A 20,263-nucleotide genomic window follows, 5' to 3' on the forward strand; every position below is an offset into this window, starting at 1 on the left:
CTGTGCCCCACCTCGCGGCCGGCAGTCCATGCGCGCCCCCGAGCGTTGATGTTGATGTGGCAATCTCTGCGCATCCGCAGCATGAAACACCCGTCAGCGGCTGAAGAAGTTCACCATGCGCACCCACACTTCGCGGCGCCGCCGTCCTGACCTCGCAGGCGGCAAGCCCGTCTGGCTGTTCGATCTCGACAACACGCTGCACCGCGCGTCGCATGCCATTTTCCCCGCGATCAATCGCGGCATGACCCAGTACATCATCGACGCGCTGCAAGTCGACATCGACGAAGCCAACCGTCTGCGCACCGGCTACACGCTGCGCTACGGCGCAGCACTGCTCGGTCTCACGCGCCACCATCCGCTCGACGCGCACGACTTCCTGAAGGTCGTGCACACGTTCCCCGACCTCTGCTCGATGATCCGTCACGAGCGCGGCGTCGCGCGTCTGATCGCGGCGCTGCCGGGCCGCAAGATCGTGCTGACCAACGCGCCCGAAACCTACGCGCGCGCAGTGCTCGCCGAGTTGCGCATCGAGCGGCTATTCGAGCGCGTGATCGCGATCGAGCACATGCGCGATCGCCGCCAATGGCGCGCGAAGCCCGATCACGCGATGCTGCGCCGCGCGATGCGCGACGCGCACGTGTCGCTGAAAGACGCGATCCTCGTCGAGGACACGCGTTCGCACCTGAAAAACTATCGACGGCTCGGCATCCGCACCGTGTGGATCACCGGGCACCTGCCGCGCAAGCCGCACGCGGACGGTGTACCGACGCGCCTGCCGGGCACCGGCCGGCCGCATTATGTCGACCGCAGCATTCGTTCGCTAAAATCGCTACGACTGGGCACGCGCTCGGTTCGATGGAAGGGACGCAAGCCGGGACAGTAGGGACGAAAGCCGCCAACGACATCAGCCGGGGGACCACAGCCATGCAGCCGATCGACAAGCCTGACGAAACCTCAGCCGCAGCCTCCCCCGCGGCGCCGGCCGCCACACGCTCGCCGCGTCCGAAGCCGGGCGAGCGTCGCGTGCACATCCTGCAGACGCTTGCCAGCATGCTCGAGGCGCCGAAGCGCGAGAAGATCACCACGGCCGCGCTCGCCGCCCGGCTCGGTGTGTCGGAAGCCGCGCTGTATCGCCATTTCGCCAGCAAGGCGCAGATGTTCGAAGGGCTGATCGAGTTCATCGAGCAGACGCTGTTCGGCCTCATCAACCAGATCACCAATCACGAAAACAACGGCGTGCTGCAGGCGCGCGCGATCGCGCTGATGCTGCTCAACTTTCCCGCGAAAAATCCCGGCATGACGCGCGTGCTGACCTGCGAGGCACTGATCGGCGAGCACGAGCGACTCACCGAGCGCGTGAACCAGATGCTCGAACGGGTCGAGGCATCGCTGAAGCAGTGCTTGCGGCTCGCGCAGACCGAAGCGCTTGCCCGTGCGGATAACGACGTCACAGGCAACGCCGGCCCGCAGACCGCACCGCAATCCACTGCGTTGCCTGCCGACTACGATCCCGCCATTCGCGCGAGCCTGGTGGTGAGCTACGTGATCGGCCGCTGGCATCGCTATGTGCGCAGCGGTTTCGCGCGGCCGCCCGCCGAACACGCGGACGAGCAACTGCTGCTGATTCTTCAGTAGTCCGCGAGGACTCGCCCCCTTCGCGCGGCATCGCCCGTGCCGCTGCCGCGCGGAATTTTCCGCTATACTTTGCGCCTGATGTTGCCGCGGCCTTCCGATGCATAACGGGCCGCGCCAAGGCATCCCGATACACGTTGCACCCGGTTTCACACCCTTTCACGCGCCGATTTGCTGACTCGATTGCGGGCGCGCGAACCCTTGGCCCCAGGCCCGCGGTTCACTATAAATGCGGCTAAAGAGGTCGTCAGCTGCGCACACCGTCCTTCTCTTCGTGCTTCGCCGACGCCGTTTAGCCGCCCTGTTGACTCAATGGCGGAATGAATGGAATCCATCGGCATCGTCGCTCCCCAAAAAATGCATTTCACCGAGCCGCTGCCATTGCGCAACGGCAGCTCGCTCGCAGGCTACGACCTGATGGTCGAGACCTACGGCACGCTCAATGCCGCGCGCAGCAATGCGGTGCTCGTGTGCCACGCGCTGAACGCATCGCATCACGTGGCGGGCGTGTACGCCGACGATCCGAAAGACATCGGCTGGTGGGACAACATGGTCGGCCCGGGCAAGCCGCTCGATACCGACAGGTTTTTCGTGATCGGCGTGAACAACCTCGGCTCGTGCTTCGGCTCGACCGGGCCGATGAGCATCGACCCCGCGACCGGCAAGCCGTATGGCGCGACCTTTCCGGTCGTCACCGTCGAAGACTGGGTCAACGCTCAGGCGCGCGTCGCCGACGCCTTGGCCATCACGCGCTTCGCCGCCGTGATGGGCGGCAGTCTCGGCGGCATGCAGGCGCTCGCGTGGAGCATGATGTATCCGGAGCGGGTCGCGCATTGCATCGTGGTCGCATCGACGCCGAAACTGTCCGCGCAGAACATCGCGTTCAACGAGGTCGCACGCTCGGCGATCCTGTCAGACCCCGACTTCCACGGCGGCAACTACTACGCGCACGGAGTGAAGCCGAAGCGCGGCCTGCGCGTCGCGCGAATGATCGGCCACATCACGTATCTGTCGGACGACGACATGGCCGAAAAATTCGGCCGCTCGCTGCGTCGCGCGGAAGGCGCGCTCGATGACTACAACTTCAGCTTCGACGTCGAATTCGAAGTGGAATCGTATCTGCGCTATCAGGGCGACAAGTTCGCCGACTACTTCGACGCGAACACCTACCTGCTGATCACGCGCGCGCTCGACTACTTCGATCCGGCCAAGGCCTTCGACGGCGATCTGACCGCCGCGCTAGCGCACACCACCGCGAAGTATCTGATCGCGAGCTTCTCGACCGACTGGCGTTTCGCGCCGGCACGCTCGCGCGAACTGGTGAAGGCGCTGCTCGACCACAAGCGCACGGTCACCTATGCGGAGATCGACGCGCCGCACGGCCACGACGCCTTCCTGCTCGACGATGCGCGCTATCACAACCTGCTGCGCGCCTACTACGAACGCATTGCAAACGAGGTCAACGCATGAACCAGCGAGCACTTGATTACCTGGCATTGCGCCCCGACTTCCGCGCGATCGCCCGCTGGGTCGAACCGCGCGCGACCGTGCTCGATCTCGGCTGCGCGGACGGCTCGTTGCTGTCGCTGCTGAACGAAGAACTGGACGTGCAGGGCTACGGCATCGAGATCAACGACGCCGGCGTGCTCGCCGCGACGCAGAAGGGCGTCAACGTGATCCAGCAGAATCTCGAAGACGGCCTGCGCCTGTTCGAAGACGGCAGCTTCGATTTCGCGGTGCTGTCGCAGACGCTGCAGACGATTCATCAGACCGCGGCGATCCTGCGCGAGACGGTGCGCGTCGGCAAGCAATGCATCGTGTCGTTTCCGAATTTCGGCTATTGGGCGCATCGGCTGTCGGTGTTGCAGGGGCGTATGCCGGTGTCGAAGTCGCTGCCTTATCAATGGCACAACACGCCGAACGTGCGTGTGCTGACGATCAAGGACTTCGAAGCCCTCGCGCCCGAAGTCGGCATCGAGATTCTCGATCGCGTCGTGCTGCATGACGGACAGGTGGTGCGTTGGGGCGTGAACTGGCGTGGTAGTCTTGCGGTCTATCGCGTCAAGAAAAGCTAACGTCACTTATCCACATGTCGAACCCGCCGCACGAGGCGCCCGCACTTACCGCTCACGAAGAACATCCCGGCTGGCGCGCGTTTTTGAATACGCGCATGCTGATTTGCGTCTTTCTCGGCTTCACGTCGGGATTGCCGCTGTTTACGCTCGTCTACCTCGTGCAGGCGTGGCTGCGCTCGGAAGGCGTCAATCTGAAGGAAATCGGCCTCTTCGCGCTGATCCAGTTTCCGTACACCTGGAAATTCGTCTGGGCACCGCTGATGGACCGCTACGTACCGCGCGTGCCCGCCTGGCGGCCCGGCAGACGGCGCGGCTGGATGCTCGTCACGCAATTGCTCGTGGCCGGCGCGATGGCGACGCTCGGTTTCGTGTCGCCACGCGAATCGATCTGGACCGTCGCCGCGCTGACCGCTCTGGTCGCGTTCTTCGGCGCGAGCTCCGACATCGTGATCGACGCGTACCGGCGTGAATTGCTCAGCGACACGGAGCAGGGCCTCGGCAACGCGGTGCACGTGAACGCGTACAAGATCGCGGCGCTCGTGCCCGGTTCGCTCGCGCTGATTTTGTCCGATCATCTGCCGTGGAGCACCGTCTTCATCGTGACGGCCGCGTTCATGCTGCCGGGCGTTCTGATGACGCTGGTCGTGCGCGAGCCCGAGGTGCACGGCGAACCGCCGAAGAATCTGCGCGAGGCGATCGTCGAGCCGTTCAGGGAATTCATTCAGCGCGACGGCTGGCGCACTGCCCTTTTCGTGCTCGGCTTCATCTTCCTGTACAAGCTCGGCGATACGATGGCGACCACGCTGTCCACGTCGTTCTTCCTCGACATCGGCTTTTCGCGCACGCAGATCGGCGTGATCGCCAAGACCACGGCGTTCGGCGCGAGTCTCGCGGGCGGCATCGTCGGCGGGATCTGGCTGATGAAGATCGGCATCGGCCGCGGCTTGTGGATCTTCGGTTTGCTGCAGATGGTGTCGACGCTCGGCTTCGCGTGGCTCGCGCATCTCGGCCCGGACTCGCCCGGACTTGCCGCGATTTACAACATTGCCGTCGCACTGAGCCAGGGGACGACGAAGCTGCTGTCGTTCGTCGGCATCGACTGGAGCGTGCAGCTCGATCCACGCTCGGTCGCGCTCGCGCTCGTGTACGGCTTCGAGACCTTCGCCACCGGTCTCACGATGGCCGCGTTCACCGCGTATATCGCGAGCACCACCGATCCGCGCTACACCGCGACGCAGTTCGCGCTGTTCACGAGCCTCGCGTCGGTGCCGCGCACGCTCGCGTCGGCGGCGAGCGGCTATGTGGTCGCGCGGATGGGCTGGTTTGACTACTTCGTCCTCTGCACCGCGCTCGCGGTGCCCGGCATGCTGCTGCTGGTGCGTATCGCGCCGTGGAGGGACCGGTCGTGAAGGTATCGATTCCGACCCGCGCGCGCCGCACCACACTCAGCGCCGTAAGCGTCCTCGGTTGCGCGAGCGTCGCGCTGGCGATGCCGGCGGGCGCCTATGCGGCCGGCACGCCGGCGACTGGCGCCAGCCCGGTGAGCGGCGCGCAAGCGCCCGCGCCGGCCGCCGCCGCCGCGACCACCAGCGGTGCGACGCCCAACCCAGCCCCGATGCCTGCGGCCAGGTCCGCGACCAGCGGCACCAGCGCCGCGGACAACGCGACTTCGGCTGCAGGCGGCAACAGCGGCAACAGCGGCAACAACAGCGCCGGCGGTGCCAATCCTGGCGCGAATAACAGCACCGGTGCCAACGCCGGTGCCCCGGGCACGCCCAGCGCTAGCGGTAGCGCTCCGGGCGCCGCTACCTCCGGCTCCGCGCCGCAGCCCGCGCACGCCCCCGCCACCGCCAAAGCGCCCGCCGCGGCATCGGCCCCCGCGGCCGTCCCGCCGCCCTACTACGTGAGCCCGCAACTGCGCTACGGTGGCTACATGGTGTTCCGCAACCTGATCCCGTCGTCGATGCTCGAGGCGCAGGCCGCCGAGGAGTTCAACCAGATCGTCTACGGCGCCAGCCACGCGAACCGCCTGTACGGCGAGACGGACGCGCGCGTGACGCGCGTGCGCTCGATCATCGACCGGATGATTCCGTACTCGTTGAAATGGAACGAGCGAGCCAAGCTCTGGAAGTGGGAAGTCGCGGTGGTGCGCTCGACCGACATCCGCATGTACTGCCTGCCGGGCGGCAAGATCGTCGTCTATAGCGGGATTCTCGATCGCGTCCGCCTGAACGACGACGAGGTCGGCATGCTGATCGGCCATGAGATCGCGCATGCGTTGCGCGAGCACGCGCGCATGCGGCTCGGTCAGTTGCAGGCGAGCCAGCTCGATTCGTCCGGCACGATTCCGCAACTGTTCGGCCTCGCCGATCTGGGCATGGCGCCGCTCGGCATCGGTTCGCGTCTGCTGGAAATGAAGTACGAGAGCACCGACGAAACCGAAGCCGACGTGATTGGCAGCGATATCGCGTCGCGCGCCGGCTTCGATCCGCGCGCGGCGGTCACGCTGTGGGATAAGCTCGCGCAGGCGACGCGCGGCAGTCGCAAGCAGGGCTTCATCTACGTGCATCCGTACACGCCGGCGCGCCGCGACGACATCATCAAGCGGCTGCCGGACATGCTGCCGCTGTACGCGAAGGCAATCGGCAAGAGCGTCGACGAGTTGCCCGATTATGCAGGCATCGGTCGGCCGACCCGCAAGCCTGCGCGCGACTGATACCCCGGTTCTACGACTGCCGGCGGGCCACGGCGCTGCACGCGTCGCGGCCGGTGGGCTTACTTTTTGACCTTATGGTCGTAGTCGACGGTCAGCGGCGCATGGTCGCTGAACTTGATGTCGCGGAACACGTCGGTGCGCTTCGCCTTGCTTGCGACGCCCGGCGTCGCGATCTGGTAATCGATCCGCCACCCGACGTTCTTCGCATACGCCTGACCGCGATTGCTCCACCACGTGTACTGCTCGGGCCGCTGATCGAGCGTGCGGAACACATCCACATAACCGACTTCGTCGAACAGTTTGTCGAGCCATGCGCGCTCTTCGGGCAGGCAGCCCGAATTCTTCTGGTTGCTCTTCCAGTTCTTGATGTCGATTTCCTTGTGCACGATGTTCACGTCGCCGCACACGATGACCTCGCGCTCCTTCGCCAGTTCGGCGAGATGCGGCATGAACTCGTCCATGAAACGGAACTTGGCCTGCTGGCGCTCGTCGCCGCTCGACCCCGACGGCACATACACCGAGACCACCGACAGCTTGCCGAAACGCAGCTCGACATAGCGCCCTTCCGGGTCGAACTCCTCGCTGCCGAAGCCGATGACCACTTCGTCCGGCTCATGACGCGTATAGACGCCCGCGCCGCTATAACCCTTTTTTACCGCATGCTGGAAATAGCCGGTGAAATCATGCGGCGCCATGAACTCCGGCGTCATGTCGTCCTGCGAGCATTTGATTTCCTGCACGCAAAGCACGTCGGCGCCCTGTTCGCCGAACCAGTCGAAAAAGCCCTTCTTCGCCGCCGAGCGGATGCCGTTGAGGTTGGCGGTAATCAGACGCAACATGTCTTTCCTCTTTTGTTCGATTCGTTTCTGAAGCCAAGGGGCAAGGCCGCGTTCACTCGACCTTGACGCCCTTCAGCGATTCCTTGGCCGGCGGATATTCGAGCTTCAGCGCGTCGAGCGTGCGCAGCAGCAGTTCGGCGACCATCACGTTGCGATGCGTCTTCGACTCGGCCGGAATCACGTACCACGGCGCGTATTCCGTCGACGTCGCGGCCAGTGTGTCGCGATACGCGGACTGATACGCGTCCCACTGCTTGCGCGCTTCGAGATCCGACACGTCGAATTTCCAGTGCTTCAGCGGATCGTCGATGCGCTCCTGCAAACGCACACGCTGCTCGTCCCTTGAAATGTGCAGCATGCACTTGAGAATCGTCGCGCCGCTGTCGGCGAGCATCTCCTCGAACTGACGGATGTGGCGGCACCGCTGCTGGAACGCCGCGGCGTCGAGCGCGCCCAGCACGGTCGGCACGAGCAGGTCTTCGTAGTGACTGCGGTTGAAGATCGTCAGCTCGCCGGCCGCGGGTGCCTGCGAATGCACGCGCCACAGGAAGTCGTGCGCGAGTTCGACGGGCGTCGGCGCCTTGAACGGCACGATGCGCAAGCCGAGCGGATCGACTTCGTGAAATACCGCGCGGATCGTGCCGTCCTTGCCGCTCGTGTCCATGCCTTGCAGCACTAGCAGAACGCGGCGCTTGCGCTGCGCGTGCAGCCGCTCCTGCAGGTTGTCGAGCAGCAGGCCTACTTCCGACAGACGCGCGCGGTCCGCGTCTTTCGAGCCGCTCGAAAACGGCTTCGCCTTCGGGTCGAAATGCTCGAGCGAGAAGTGGTTTTTTTTCTTGCCGTCGTCGAAATACGGCACGCGGAAATCGTCGAGATCGGGTTGCTTTGTCATGCATACACTCCAAGGTCTACGCTTACCTACGCTTAACCGGCTGAAGCGGGTCCGCAAAATAAAACGGGCCGTTGCCCTGCTTCGATCCGGCAACGGCCCGTGGTGACTCGGGCGCGATCACGCCCGGCCCGCGGCACTTCAACTCAGGACAACTTCTTCTTGAGCAATTCATTGACCTGAGCAGGGTTGGCCTTACCCTTGGTTGCTTTCATCGCCTGGCCGATCAGCGCGTTGAACGCCTTTTCCTTGCCGGCGCGATATTCGTCGACCGACTTCTGGTTCGCGGCGAGCACTTCGTCGATGATCGCTTCGAGCGCGCCGGTGTCCGAAATCTGCTTCAACCCTTTCGCCTCGATGATGCGATCGGCGGCGGCTTCGTCGGTGGCCTTCTCTTCCCAGATCGCGAGGAAGATTTCCTTCGCGATCTTGTTCGAGATCGTACCGTCGGCAATACGTTGCAGAACCAGCGCCAGCTGCGCGGCCGAGACCGGGCACGCGGCAATGTCGAGGCCTTCGCGATTGAGCTGCGACGACACTTCACCCATCACCCAGTTCGCCGCGACCTTCGCGTTGGCCGCACCGAACTTGGCGACCACCGCTTCGTAGTAAGCGGCCGTCGCCTTGCTCGAGGTCAGCACGTTCGCGTCGTACGGCGTGAGTCCGTACTGCGACACGAAGCGCCGCTGGATCGCTTCCGGCAGTTCCGGCATCTCGCTCTTCACGCGCTCGACCCACGCGGCGTCGATCACGAGCGGCATCAGGTCGGGGTCGGGGAAATAGCGGTAGTCGTGCGCGTCTTCCTTGCTGCGCATCGAACGCGTCTCGCGCTTGTCCGGATCGTACAGACGCGTTTCCTGCACCACCGTGCCGCCGTCTTCGATCAGCTCGATCTGGCGACGCACTTCGTACTGGATCGCTTCTTCGAGGAAGCGGAACGAGTTCAGGTTCTTGGTCTCGGTGCGCGTGCCGAATTCCTTCTGGCCGACCGGACGCACCGACACGTTCGCGTCGCAGCGGAACGAGCCTTCCTGCATGTTGCCGTCGCAGATGCCGAGCCACACGACGAGCGTGTGCAGCGACTTCGCATAGGCAACGGCCTCGGCCGCGCTGCGCATTTCCGGCTCGGTGACGATTTCGAGCAGCGGCGTGCCGGCGCGATTCAGGTCGATGCCGGTCATGCCCGCGAAGTCTTCGTGCAGCGATTTGCCCGCGTCTTCCTCGAGGTGGGCGCGCGTCAGGTTGATGGTTTTCTCGTACGCTTCCTTGCCCGCCTTTTCATTGGCCGGTACCTGGATCGTCACCTGACCGCCCTGCACGACGGGAATTTCGTACTGGCTGATCTGGTAGCCCTTCGGCAGGTCGGGGTAGAAATAATTCTTGCGCGCGAAGATGCTGCGCGGCGCCACCGTTGCGCCGATCGCGAGGCCGAACTGAATGGCGCGTTCGACCGCGCCGCGGTTCATCACCGGCAGCGTGCCCGGCAGGGCCAGATCGACGGGGCTGGCCTGCGTGTTCGGCGCGGCGCCGAATTGGGTCGCGGTGCCCGAGAAGATTTTCGAATGCGTCGACAACTGCGTGTGGGTCTCCAGACCGATCACGACTTCCCATTGTTTGGTCATGGTGCTCACACTCCTGCCGGTGCCTGACGGTGCCAGTCGGTCGCGCGCTGGAACGCGTCGGCCACCTGCAGCATCCGGGCTTCGTTGAAATAGTTGCCGATGATCTGCAGACCGACCGGACGCTGCGCGTTCGCGCCCGCGCCGAAACCGCACGGCACGCTCATGCCCGGCAGGCCGGCGAGGCTCACCGACAGCGTATAGATGTCGGCCAGATACATCTGCACCGGATCGTCGCCCTTCGCGCCGATGTCCCACGCCACCGACGGCGCGACCGGTCCCATGATCACGTCGCACTGCTTGAACGCTTGCTGGAAGTCCTGCGCGATGATGCGGCGGATCTTCTGCGCCTGCAGGTAGTACGCGTCGTAGTAGCCGTGCGACAGCACGTAGGTGCCGACCAGAATGCGGCGCTTCACTTCCGGGCCGAAGCCTTCGGCACGCGACTTCTTGTACATGTCGAGCAGATCGCGGTACTCGGCCGCGCGATGGCCAAAGCGCACGCCATCGAAACGCGACAGGTTCGACGATGCTTCGGCCGGCGCGATCACGTAGTAGACCGGGATCGACAGTTCGGTCTTCGGCAGCGACACCTCGACGAGCGTCGCGCCGAGCGCTTCGTACTGCTTCAAGGCGGCGTCGATCGACGCGCGCACGTCGTCGGCGAGACCGGGGCCGAAATACTCCTTCGGCAGGCCGATGCGCAGACCGGCGAGCGGCTTGTCCGTGCCGTCGTCCTGCCACGACTTGCCGAGATAGCGCGTGTAGTCCTCGCGCTCGTGCGAGAGGCTCGTCGAATCGCGCTCGTCGAAGCTGGCCATCGCGTTGAGCAGCGTCGCGCAGTCCGCGGCGCTTTGCGCCATCGGGCCGCCCTGGTCGAGCGACGACGCGAACGCGATCATGCCGTAGCGCGACACCCGGCCGTACGTCGGCTTGATGCCGGTGATGCCCGAGAACGACGCCGGCTGGCGGATCGAGCCGCCGGTGTCGGTGCCGGTCGCGGCGGGCGCGAGACGCGCGGCCACGGCGGCAGCCGAGCCGCCCGACGAACCGCCCGGCACGGCCTTGCGGTCCCACGGATTCTGCACGGCGCCGAAATACGAATTCTCGTTGGACGAACCCATCGCGAACTCGTCCATGTTGGTCTTGCCCACGCACACCATGCCGGCGTTCTGCAGACGCGCGACCACGGTCGCGTCGAACGGGCTTTCGTAGTTCGCGAGCATCTTCGAGCCGGCCGTGGAGCGCCAGCCCTTCGTGACGAACACGTCCTTGTGCGCAATCGGCAGGCCGACCAGCGGGCCCGCATGGCCGGTGTGCAGCAGCGCGTCGGCGGCTTTCGCCTGCGCGAGCGTCAGTTCCGGATCGACCTGAATGAACGCGTTCAGGCTATTGGCCGCGTCGATCCGCTTCAGGTACAGCTGCGCCAGTTCGACTGCGGAGCATTCCTTGGCCGCGAGCGCAGCGCGCAGTTCGCTCAAACTTTTTTCATGCATTGCGTTTTATCCTGGAAAGCGCGGCAGCGTGGTCACGCCGCCGTGGAGGCGTTCGGTTGCCCGTCGGCAGACCGGTCCGGCAAGGTTCGCGGCGAGGACGCGCGTCTGGACCACGGAGGCTCGCGCCGACGCCAGACCCGGGGTCTGCCCGGCGGGTCTTATTCGATCACCTTCGGCACGAGGTACAGGCCGTCCTGAACGGCCGGCGCGGGGCGCTGGAAAGCCTCGCGCTCGACCGTCTCCGTGACGGCGTCGTCACGCAGACGCAGCGCGACGTCTTCGATCTGCTCGATCGGGTGGGCAAGCGGCGCGATGCCGGTGGTATCGACCGCCTGCATCTGCTCGACGAGGCCGAAAAAATCATTGAGCTGGGCACGCGTGTGCTCGGCGTCGGCATCGGCCAGTTCGAGTCGCGCGAGATGCGCGATGCGTTTTACATCGGTCAGGGTCAGAGCCATGCAGTCACCGGAAAGGGTGGAATGTCACAACAGTTAAAAAGTCGCGTTGTAACAGCGGGTTACGACAAGATAGGACAATCCGGAAAAAGGAGCCGCAATGACAAAATGTGCGCTCCGTTTCCTTCAAAACATCCAAAATTATAAGGTATCATTACGCGTTCGACCCAAACCCGGACCGACTTACCAAGGCCTTACGGACAATTCCAAGAACGTCCGGCGCTTTCCGCCCTGGCTTTGCAACGGCCTCCGGTAGACTCCCCCGCGGCTTCAAGTTCATGTGGCGTCGCTACCGCCCGGTTGAAGCTGTTATTTTTCCGCTGCCGCCCTACGCATACGGTGCGAGGCCCGGCCCCCAGCGAGACAGGATTTTGAATGTTCGGTTTTTTGCGCAGCTACTTCTCCAACGATCTGGCGATTGACCTCGGCACCGCCAACACCCTTATCTACATGCGCGGCAAGGGCATCGTTCTTGACGAACCGTCGGTCGTGTCGATCCGCCAGGAAGGCGGCCCCAACGGCAAGAAGACCATTCAGGCAGTCGGCAAGGAAGCCAAGCAGATGCTCGGCAAGGTGCCGGGCAACATCGAGGCGATCCGCCCGATGAAAGACGGCGTGATCGCCGACTTCACCGTCACCGAGCAGATGATCAAGCAGTTCATCAAGACTGCTCACGAATCGCGCATGTTCTCGCCGTCACCTCGCATCATCATCTGCGTGCCGTGCGGTTCGACCCAGGTCGAGCGTCGCGCGATCAAGGAAGCCGCGCACGGCGCGGGCGCCTCGCAGGTGTATCTGATCGAAGAGCCGATGGCTGCCGCGATCGGCGCGGGCCTGCCGGTGTCGGAAGCAACGGGTTCGATGGTCGTCGACATCGGCGGCGGCACGACAGAAGTCGGCGTGATCTCGCTCGGCGGCATCGTGTACAAGGGCTCGGTGCGCGTCGGCGGCGACAAGTTCGACGAAGCGATCGTCAACTACATCCGCCGCAACTACGGCATGCTGATCGGCGAACAGACCGCCGAAGCCATCAAGAAGGAAATCGGCTCCGCGTTCCCGGGCTCCGAAGTCAAGGAAATGGAAGTGAAGGGCCGCAATCTGTCGGAAGGCATTCCGCGCAGCTTCACGATCTCCAGCAACGAAATCCTCGAAGCGCTGACCGATCCGCTGAACCAGATCGTGTCGTCGGTGAAGATCGCACTGGAACAGACGCCGCCGGAACTCGGCGCGGACATCGCCGAGCGCGGCATGATGCTGACCGGCGGTGGCGCGCTGCTGCGCGACCTCGATCGCCTGCTCGCCGAAGAAACCGGCCTGCCGGTGCTCGTCGCCGAAGACCCGCTGACCTGCGTCGTGCGCGGCTCGGGCATGGCGCTCGAACGCATGGACAAGCTCGGCAGCATCTTCTCGTACGAGTAAGCGAGCCTTCCTCCCATGTCAGTAGCGCGGATCTGGCACACGGCCCCTTGCGGGCCGCTTTGTCGTTGGCTGGGCCGACCAGCCTCCGCTCGCTGACCGCGCGCGCCTTGCGCGTCGCCGTCTCACCCAACCGCTCACGCCCCCGGCGCCGACCATGGAATACAGTCCGCCGCCCCTGTTCAAGCAAGGCCCCTCCGCTCTGGCCCGACTGGTGTTCTTCGTCGTGCTGGCGCTCGCCCTGCTGATCTCCGATGCCCGCTTCCAGACGCTCGAAATCGTCCGCGGCGTGCTCGGCGCGGGTCTTTATCCTTTGCAGCGCGCAGCGCTCGTGCCGCGCGACATCTTCATGGGCGCCGCCGACCTCGCCGTGACGAGCGCCACGCTGCGCGACGAGAACGCGAAGCTGCGCGCGAAGGATCTGCGGCTGTCGCAGCAGGCCAATCTGGCCGCGTCGCTCGCCGCCGAAAATGGCCATCTGCGCGCGCTGATGCAACTGTCGCAGAGCCTCACCACGCAATCGCTGCCCGCCGAAATCCAGTACGACACGCGCGATCCGTTCACGCAGAAGGTCGTGATCGGACGCGGCGCGCAGCAAGGCATCCAGAACGGCTCGCCGGTCGTCGACGAAGATGGCGTGATCGGCCAGGTCACACGGGTGTTCCCGCTGCAGGCCGAAGTCACGCTGCTGACGGACAAGGACCAGGCGGTGCCGGTCGAAATTCTGCGCACCGGCTTGCGCAGCGTGATCTACGGTACGCCGAAGGGCGACACGCTCGATCTGCGCTTCGTGCCGATCAGCGCCGACGTCCAGACCGGCGACGAGCTCGTCACGAGCGGCCTCGACGGCGTGTATCCGCCGGGGCTGCCGGTCGCGAAGGTCGTGCGCGTCGACAAGCAGGCCGACACCGCGTTTGCGCACGTAGTCAGTCTGCCGGTCGCCGCAGTGCGCGGTGCGCGTCAGGTGCTCGTGCTGCACGTCCAGAACAACGCGCCGCCGCGCCCGGCGGACGAACCCGACGCGGCAACCGTCGCGAAGGAAGCGAAAGCGAAGAAGGGCGCCAAAGCAGCGGACGGCAAGGGCGCGGCGGACAAATCCGCCGCCAGGCCAGCCGACAGGAACGCCGCCGACAAAGCGCCGACCGAAAAGCCCGCAGCCAAATCCGTGGAAAAGGCGCCGGGCAAAGCTGCGGCCGACAAGAAGTCCGACAAGCCCGCAGCCGACAGGAAAGCCGAAAAGCCGGCCGCCGCGAAGAACGTGAAGCCGCAAGCCGAGCCGGGGGCTCAGCCATGAATCGCCCGCAATACATCCTGCAGCCGGTCAACCCGTACTTCATCGCGTTCAGCCTCGCTTCCGCGTTCCTGCTGAACCTGATGCCGTGGGGGCGTCTCGCCGGCGTGCCCGATTTCGTCGCACTCGTGCTGCTGTTCTGGAATGTCCATCAGCCGCGCAAGGTGGGCATGGGCATCGCGTTTCTGCTCGGTCTGCTGATGGACGTGCACAACGCGAGCCTGCTCGGCGAGCACGCGCTCGCCTACACGCTGCTCTCGTACGGCGCGATCACGATTCACCGCCGCGTGTTGTGGATGTCGCTCGGCGTGCAGACGTTCGCGGTGATGCCGCTGCTCGTCGTCGCGCAACTGGTGCCGTTCGTGATCCGGTTGTTGACCGGCGCGGCGTTTCCGGGCTGGAGTTATCTGATCGACGGTTTCGTCGAAGCTGCGCTGTGGCCGGTCGCCAGCATCTTGCTGCTGATGCCGCAGCGCCGCCCCGCCGACCCGGACGATACGCGCCCCATTTGATCCCGCATCGGGCCCACCGGCCGCGGCCAGTTTGGGCGCACACTCTTGATGGCCGCATGCCGGCCTTTTGCAGAATCGCATGACCGAATTCAAGGACACTCAACAGCAGCTCACGAAATTCCGCCTGCGCGTCGCGGCGGCCGGCCTGTTCGTGTTTGTCTGCTTCGGGCTGATCGGCTTCCGCTTCCTGTTCCTGCAGGTCTGGCACTACAGCAAGTACTCGCTGCAAGCCGATGAAAACCGCATCTCCGTCGCGCCGATCGTGCCGAACCGCGGCATCATCACCGACCGGAACGGCGTCGTGCTCGCGAAGAACTACTCGGCCTATACGCTTGAAATCACCCCGTCGAAGCTGAACGACACGCTCGATAACGTGATCGACAACCTCGCCACCGTCGTGTCGATCGATGCGCGCGACCGTCGCCGCTTCAAGAAGCTGCAGGAAGACTCGAAGAACTTCGAAAGTCTGCCGATCCGCACGCGCCTGACCGACGACGAAGTCGCGCGCTTCACCGCGCAGCGCTTCCGCTTCCCTGGCGTCGAAGTGCGCGCGCGGCTGTTCCGCCAGTACCCGCTCGGGCCGACCGCCGCGCACGTGATCGGCTACATCGGACGGATTTCGCAACGCGACCAGGACCGCATCGACGACGCCAGCGATCAGAACGACAGCGATCCGGATCACTACGATCCGCGTCTTGACGCGAACAACTACAAGGGCACCGATTACATCGGCAAGATCGGCGTCGAGCAGAGCTACGAGACCGAGCTGCACGGCCAGACCGGTTTCGAGGAAGTCGAGGTGACGGCGGGCGGCCGCCCGGTGCGTACGCTGTCGCGCACCCAGGCGACGCCGGGCAACAACCTCGTGCTGTCGCTCGACATCGGCCTTCAGCAGGTCGCCGAGCAGGCGTTCGCCGGACACCGCGGCGCGCTCGTCGCGATCGAGCCGTCCACCGGCGACGTGCTCGCATTCGTGTCGGCGCCGAGCTTCGATCCGAATTCCTTCGTCGACGGCATCGACCAGCAGACCTGGGACGAGCTGAACAACTCGCCCGACCATCCGCTCCTGAACCGGCCGCTGCACGGCACCTATCCGCCGGGCTCGACCTACAAGCCGTTCATGGCGCTCGCCGCGCTGACGCTGCACAAGCGCACGCCGAGCTGGGGCTTCCAGGACCCCGGTTACTACACGTTCGGCGGCCACACGTTCCGCAACGACGTGCGCTCGGGCCAAGGCTGGATCGACATGAACCGCGCGATCGTCGTGTCGAACGACACGTACTTCTACATGCTCGCGCACGATCTCGGCGTCAACAACATCGCGAACTTCATGAAGCCGTGGGGCTTCGGGCAGATCACCGGCATCGACATCGCCGGCGAAGCGAAGGGCATCCTGCCGTCGACCGACTGGAAGCGCCACGCGTACCGCCGCCCCGAGCAGCAGAAGTGGTACGAAGGCGAAACGGTCAGCCTCGGCATCGGCCAGGGCTACAACTCGTTCACGATCCTGCAGCTCGCCCATGCCACCGCAACGCTCGCGAACAACGGCGTCGTGATGAAGCCGCACCTCGTGCGCGACATCGAGAATCCGATCACGAAGGACACGCGGCCGGTGGTGCGCGATCCGAGCGACAAGATCGCGGTCAAGCAGCAGGACATCGACTTCATCAAGCGCGCGATGGAAGGCGTGGTCACGAACGGCACGGCGGCCAAAGTGTTCGCGGGCGCGCCATATCAGGCGGCCGGCAAGACCGGTACCGCGCAGGTGTACTCGCTGCAAGGCGCGAACTACAAAGGTCACGCGGTTGCGGAGAATTTGCGCGATCACGCGCTGTTCATCGCCTTCGCGCCGGCCGATCAACCGAAGATCGCACTCGCGCTGGTCGTCGAAAACGGCGGCTGGGGCGCGGAGGCGGCCGGTCCGATTGCGCGCAGGGTGCTCGACTATTACCTGGTCGGCAAGAACAAGCCCGGCGCGGAAGAAGCGGCCGTCGCGGTAGCGGCATCGACCACGCTCGAAGCATCCGCGCCGCAGGTCGGCGATACGCCGGCCTCGCATGATGGCGCTCAGCCGCTCAAGATTGCGGCGGGCTTCAAGGCACTGCCGATGCCAGGGGCGGCGGCTGCCGCTGTGGCCTCCGGTGCGTCGGCGGCCGTTGCGGCTTCGGGCACGAATGGCGCGTCTGCGCCGGTGGCGGCGTCGGCTGGCGCGGCGGCAACGGTGCCGGCCAGCGCGCCGGCAGCGGCATCGGCTTCGTCCGTGGCAAAGAAATCCGCGTCGCGTACGTCCGGCGCCCCGCACCAACCCCGTCCGGCAAGCGAGCCGGCGCCGACCGCAGCGGCACCATCGCGCGAGGACAGCTTCCAGGGCGCGTCGCCGCGCCAGCCGGCCGCCGGCGGCATCGACGAATAAGGAGAAAGGCATGCAATTCGACAAGCGCGCCTGGCTCGAGCGCATCAAACGGATGTTCGTAGGCTTCGACCGTCCGCTCGCACTGATCGTGTTTCTGCTGCTGTGCGTCGGCATCGTCACGCTGTACAGCGCGACGCTCGACATGCCGGGCCGCGTCGAAGACCAGTTGCGCAACATCCTGCTCACCTTCGTGCTGATGTGGGGGCTCGCCAATGTGCCGCCCAATACGCTGATGCGCTTCGCGGTCCCGCTCTACGCGTTCGGGATCGCGCTACTGGTCGCAGTCGCGATGTTCGGCCTTACGCGCAAGGGCGCGAAGCGCTGGATCAACGTCGGCGTGGTGATCCAGCCATCGGAAATCATGAAGATCGCCACACCGCTGATGCTCGCCTGGTACTACCAGCGCCGCGAAGGCGTGATGCGCTGGTACGACTACCTGGTCGGCTTCGTGATCCTGATCGTGCCGGTCGGCCTGATCGCGAAGCAGCCCGACCTCGGCACGGCCGTGCTCGTGTTCGCGGCCGGCCTGTTCGTGATTTACTTCGCGGGGCTGAGCTTCAAGCTGATCATGCCGGTGCTGATCGCGGCCGTGATTGCGGTTGCGTCGATCGCGGCGTTCCAGGACAAGATCTGTCAGCCCGAAGTGCAGTGGCCGCTGATGCACGACTACCAGAAGCACCGCATCTGCACGCTGCTCGATCCGACCTCTGACCCGCTCGGCAAAGGCTTCCACACGATTCAAGCGGTGATCGCGATCGGCTCGGGCGGCCCGCTCGGCAAGGGTTGGCTGAAGGGTACGCAGGCGCATCTGGAGTTCATCCCCGAGAAGCACACCGACTTCATCTTCGCGGTGTTTTCGGAAGAGTTCGGTTTGGCAGGCGGAATCGTGCTGCTCACGCTGTACATGCTATTGATCGCGCGCGGGCTCTACATCGCGGCCAACGGCGCGACATTGTTCGGGCGATTATTGGCCGGCTCGTTGACGATGGCGTTCTTCACGTACGCGTTCGTCAATATCGGCATGGTGAGCGGGATTCTGCCGGTGGTCGGCGTGCCGTTGCCGTTCATGAGTTACGGTGGCACCGCGCTGACTACATTGGGCGTCGCGATCGGGCTGATCATGAGCGTCGCGCGACAGAAGCGGTTGATGCAGAGCTAACCCGTAGCTAGCGGCACGCTAGCAAACGACAATGCAAAAAACGGCGCTCGTTGCGAGCGCCCTTTTTGCTTTTTTGCTGCTTTATTACTGCGGCTTCACTTCCTTCTGATCGCGCAGCTGCGCGCTCAACTGCTGATACTTCAGGCGCGCGGCCGGATCGCCCTGCGCCGCCGCGGCCGCGTAATATGCGCGCGCCACATTCAGATTCCGGTCGACGCCATCGCCGCCGCGCTCGTAGAACGAGCCGGTCACGTACTGCGCGGTCATGTCGCCGCCCTGCGCCGCTTTCTTGTACCAGACGAACGCCTGCTTGTTGTCACGCTCGGTACCGCGTCCGTCGAGGAACTGATTCGCGAGCGCGAGCTCCGCCTGCACATGGCCCTGCGCGGCCGCCTTCATGAACCAGCGATGCGCCTCCACCGGATCGCGCCCGACGAACTCGCCATCGTCGTACATCTTGCCGTACACATATTGCGCGTGCGACATGTTCGCGTCGGCGGCCTTGCGCAGCCACTTCTTGCCTTCGTCGACGTTGACCGGCGTGCCTTCGCCGTTGAGCAGCATCATCGCGTAATTGAACTGGGCGAGGCGGCTGCCGCGCTCGGCGGCCTGGCGGAATTCGCTCAGCGCGGCGCCAAGATTGCCGGCGTTGTAGTCGGCCACCGCGGATTGCGTCTGCGGATCGTTCGCCTTGGCGACGTGATCCTGTGCATACGCGGCGTTCCACGCCCCAGTCGCGAGCAGCGCCACCGCCATGGTCACTTGCGCGGTCACTCGCGTGATCATCCGCCCGGCGCCCCCCTGCACTCTGCCGTTCATGACCTCACCTCCTGTAATGCCTGGCGCGTCGCGCGCAACATCCAGATCACGTCGGCGGCTAGCGCGACGAAGCGAAAACCGGCGTCGCGATGCTGCCGCGCGCTCGCCACGTCCATCGCGAAGATGCCGGCGGCAATGCCGGCCTTGTCCGCCGCGCTGACGATACGCGCCATCGCCGCCTGCACGTCCGCGTGTTTCGCGTCGCCGAGATGACCAAGGCTCGCGGCCAGATCGGCCGGCCCGACGAACAGGCAATCGACGCCCGGCGTCGCCGCGATCTGCTCGACCTCCCGCAAGCCGCGCGCCGATTCGATCTGCACAATCGTCGCGATCTGTGCGTTGGCCGTCTGCACGTAATCACGCCGCATGCCGTAACCGGCCGCGCGCACGACGCCCGCGACGCCGCGCAGGCCGTCGAGCGCCTCGGCGGTCGGATATTGGGTGAGCCGCACGGCGCGTGCCGCGTCTTCAGCGGATTCGATGTTCGGGAACATCAGCGTGCGCGCGCCGGCGTCGAGCACGCGCTTGACGAGCCACGGCTCGCTCGCGGGCACCCGCACCACCGGCTCGCTCGGCAGATGGGCGGCGGCAATCGCGCGCAATTGCGACTCGACGCCGCCGCTATCGTTGGGCGCGTGCTCCATGTCGATCAGCAGCCAGTCGAAGCCGGCGTGCGCGAGTGCTTCGGCGGCGGCCTCGCTGCCGAGCGACAACCACAGCCCGATCAGCGGCGCGTTGTCCTTCAGACGTTGTTTGAGGGAGTTGGTGAAGGTGCTCATCGGCTGGCCTCGCGCAGGTTTGCAATGCGAAGCGGGGCCAGATAGTGGATCAGGCAGGCACCGGGGCGCTGACGGCCTCGTTGCCTGCTGCGACGCGATGCGGTGACCGGCATGTCTCGCTCCGTGTGTTGGTCGGAACGATCATACCGTGAC

Annotated in this window: 18 protein-coding genes; 11 read left to right on the forward strand and 7 right to left on the reverse strand. The window is 65.1% G+C overall.

What is annotated here, in order from left to right; genetic code table 11:
* Positions 1 to 115 precede the first annotated feature (115 nt).
* The 6 genes from OKW35_RS08590 (at position 116) to OKW35_RS08615 (ending at position 6,423) form a co-directional block, all read left to right on the forward strand.
* Entirely contained in the window at positions 116 to 883 is a 768-nt protein-coding gene (locus tag OKW35_RS08590) for a pyrimidine 5'-nucleotidase (RefSeq protein WP_429356420.1), read from the forward strand.
* 41 nt (positions 884 to 924) lie between these two features.
* Positions 925 to 1,635, forward strand: coding sequence for a nucleoid occlusion factor SlmA (gene slmA, locus OKW35_RS08595; RefSeq protein WP_429551706.1), 711 nt, complete (start codon positions 925 to 927; stop codon positions 1,633 to 1,635).
* Positions 1,636 to 1,956: 321 nt separating this feature from the next.
* The gene (gene metX / locus OKW35_RS08600; protein ID WP_184060895.1) at positions 1,957 to 3,102 is read left to right on the forward strand and encodes a homoserine O-succinyltransferase MetX; all 1,146 of its coding nucleotides are present in this window, start codon (positions 1,957 to 1,959) and stop codon (positions 3,100 to 3,102) included.
* Positions 3,099 to 3,707: a methionine biosynthesis protein MetW gene (metW, locus tag OKW35_RS08605; protein WP_090802214.1), complete on the forward strand. Its 609-nt coding sequence runs from the start codon at positions 3,099 to 3,101 to the stop codon at positions 3,705 to 3,707. The genes metX and metW overlap by 4 nt, the downstream gene beginning before the upstream one ends.
* Before the next feature lie 14 nt (positions 3,708 to 3,721).
* Positions 3,722 to 5,116, forward strand: coding sequence for an AmpG family muropeptide MFS transporter (locus OKW35_RS08610; protein WP_429551707.1), 1,395 nt, complete (start codon positions 3,722 to 3,724; stop codon positions 5,114 to 5,116).
* On the forward strand, positions 5,098 to 6,423 hold the full coding sequence (locus OKW35_RS08615) for a M48 family metallopeptidase (protein WP_429551708.1): 1,326 nt from the start codon (positions 5,098 to 5,100) through the stop codon (positions 6,421 to 6,423). Before OKW35_RS08610 ends, OKW35_RS08615 begins: the two co-directional genes overlap by 19 nt.
* 59 nt (positions 6,424 to 6,482) lie before the next feature.
* Here OKW35_RS08615 and OKW35_RS08620 read toward each other — a convergent pair whose 3' ends face one another.
* The 5 genes from OKW35_RS08620 to gatC all read right to left on the reverse strand — a co-directional run bounded on the left by OKW35_RS08620 (position 6,483) and on the right by gatC (position 11,724).
* Positions 6,483 to 7,262, reverse strand: a complete 780-nt coding sequence (locus tag OKW35_RS08620; protein WP_429551709.1) for an exodeoxyribonuclease III — start codon at positions 7,260 to 7,262, stop codon at positions 6,483 to 6,485.
* Between the two features lie 52 nt (positions 7,263 to 7,314).
* Positions 7,315 to 8,154 carry a PPK2 family polyphosphate kinase gene (locus OKW35_RS08625; protein ID WP_429407800.1) on the reverse strand — a complete coding sequence of 280 codons (840 nt, stop codon included), beginning with the start codon at positions 8,152 to 8,154 and terminating at the stop codon, positions 7,315 to 7,317.
* A gap of 143 nt (positions 8,155 to 8,297) precedes the next feature.
* On the reverse strand, positions 8,298 to 9,773 hold the full coding sequence (gene gatB, locus OKW35_RS08630) for an Asp-tRNA(Asn)/Glu-tRNA(Gln) amidotransferase subunit GatB (protein ID WP_184060899.1): 1,476 nt from the start codon (positions 9,771 to 9,773) through the stop codon (positions 8,298 to 8,300).
* A 5-nt stretch (positions 9,774 to 9,778) separates the two neighbouring features.
* Entirely contained in the window at positions 9,779 to 11,266 is a 1,488-nt protein-coding gene (gatA, locus tag OKW35_RS08635; RefSeq protein WP_429551710.1) for an Asp-tRNA(Asn)/Glu-tRNA(Gln) amidotransferase subunit GatA, read from the reverse strand.
* A gap of 158 nt (positions 11,267 to 11,424) precedes the next feature.
* Positions 11,425 to 11,724, reverse strand: a complete 300-nt coding sequence (gene gatC, locus OKW35_RS08640) for an Asp-tRNA(Asn)/Glu-tRNA(Gln) amidotransferase subunit GatC (RefSeq protein ID WP_018419087.1) — start codon at positions 11,722 to 11,724, stop codon at positions 11,425 to 11,427.
* A 372-nt stretch (positions 11,725 to 12,096) separates the two neighbouring features.
* Here gatC and OKW35_RS08645 point away from each other — a divergent pair, with 372 nt between their 5' ends.
* From OKW35_RS08645 to rodA, 5 genes are all read left to right on the forward strand, one after another.
* A complete protein-coding gene (locus OKW35_RS08645) occupies positions 12,097 to 13,140 on the forward strand; it encodes a rod shape-determining protein (RefSeq protein WP_004189550.1) in 1,044 nt (347 codons plus the stop codon).
* A gap of 154 nt (positions 13,141 to 13,294) precedes the next feature.
* Positions 13,295 to 14,431 carry a rod shape-determining protein MreC gene (gene mreC / locus OKW35_RS08650; protein WP_184060901.1) on the forward strand — a complete coding sequence of 379 codons (1,137 nt, stop codon included), beginning with the start codon at positions 13,295 to 13,297 and terminating at the stop codon, positions 14,429 to 14,431.
* The gene (gene mreD, locus OKW35_RS08655; protein WP_018419085.1) at positions 14,428 to 14,940 is read left to right on the forward strand and encodes a rod shape-determining protein MreD; all 513 of its coding nucleotides are present in this window, start codon (positions 14,428 to 14,430) and stop codon (positions 14,938 to 14,940) included. Before mreC ends, mreD begins: the two co-directional genes overlap by 4 nt.
* 79 nt (positions 14,941 to 15,019) lie before the next feature.
* Positions 15,020 to 17,353, forward strand: a complete 2,334-nt coding sequence (gene mrdA, locus OKW35_RS08660) for a penicillin-binding protein 2 (protein ID WP_429551711.1) — start codon at positions 15,020 to 15,022, stop codon at positions 17,351 to 17,353.
* Between the two features lie 10 nt (positions 17,354 to 17,363).
* Positions 17,364 to 18,512, forward strand: coding sequence for a rod shape-determining protein RodA (rodA, locus tag OKW35_RS08665; RefSeq protein ID WP_187612101.1), 1,149 nt, complete (start codon positions 17,364 to 17,366; stop codon positions 18,510 to 18,512).
* 84 nt (positions 18,513 to 18,596) lie between these two features.
* On the opposite strand, the gene OKW35_RS08670 is transcribed toward rodA, so the two are convergent.
* Positions 18,597 to 19,331: a tetratricopeptide repeat protein gene (locus OKW35_RS08670; RefSeq protein ID WP_184060904.1), complete on the reverse strand. Its 735-nt coding sequence runs from the start codon at positions 19,329 to 19,331 to the stop codon at positions 18,597 to 18,599.
* Positions 19,328 to 20,110: an HpcH/HpaI aldolase family protein gene (locus tag OKW35_RS08675; protein WP_090802233.1), complete on the reverse strand. Its 783-nt coding sequence runs from the start codon at positions 20,108 to 20,110 to the stop codon at positions 19,328 to 19,330. The genes OKW35_RS08670 and OKW35_RS08675 overlap by 4 nt, the downstream gene beginning before the upstream one ends.
* Positions 20,111 to 20,263 lie beyond the last annotated feature (153 nt).

Origin of the sequence: Paraburkholderia sp. MM5477-R1 (assembly GCF_050436385.1) — a bacterium.
Lineage (GTDB): Bacteria > Pseudomonadota > Gammaproteobacteria > Burkholderiales > Burkholderiaceae > Paraburkholderia > Paraburkholderia tuberum.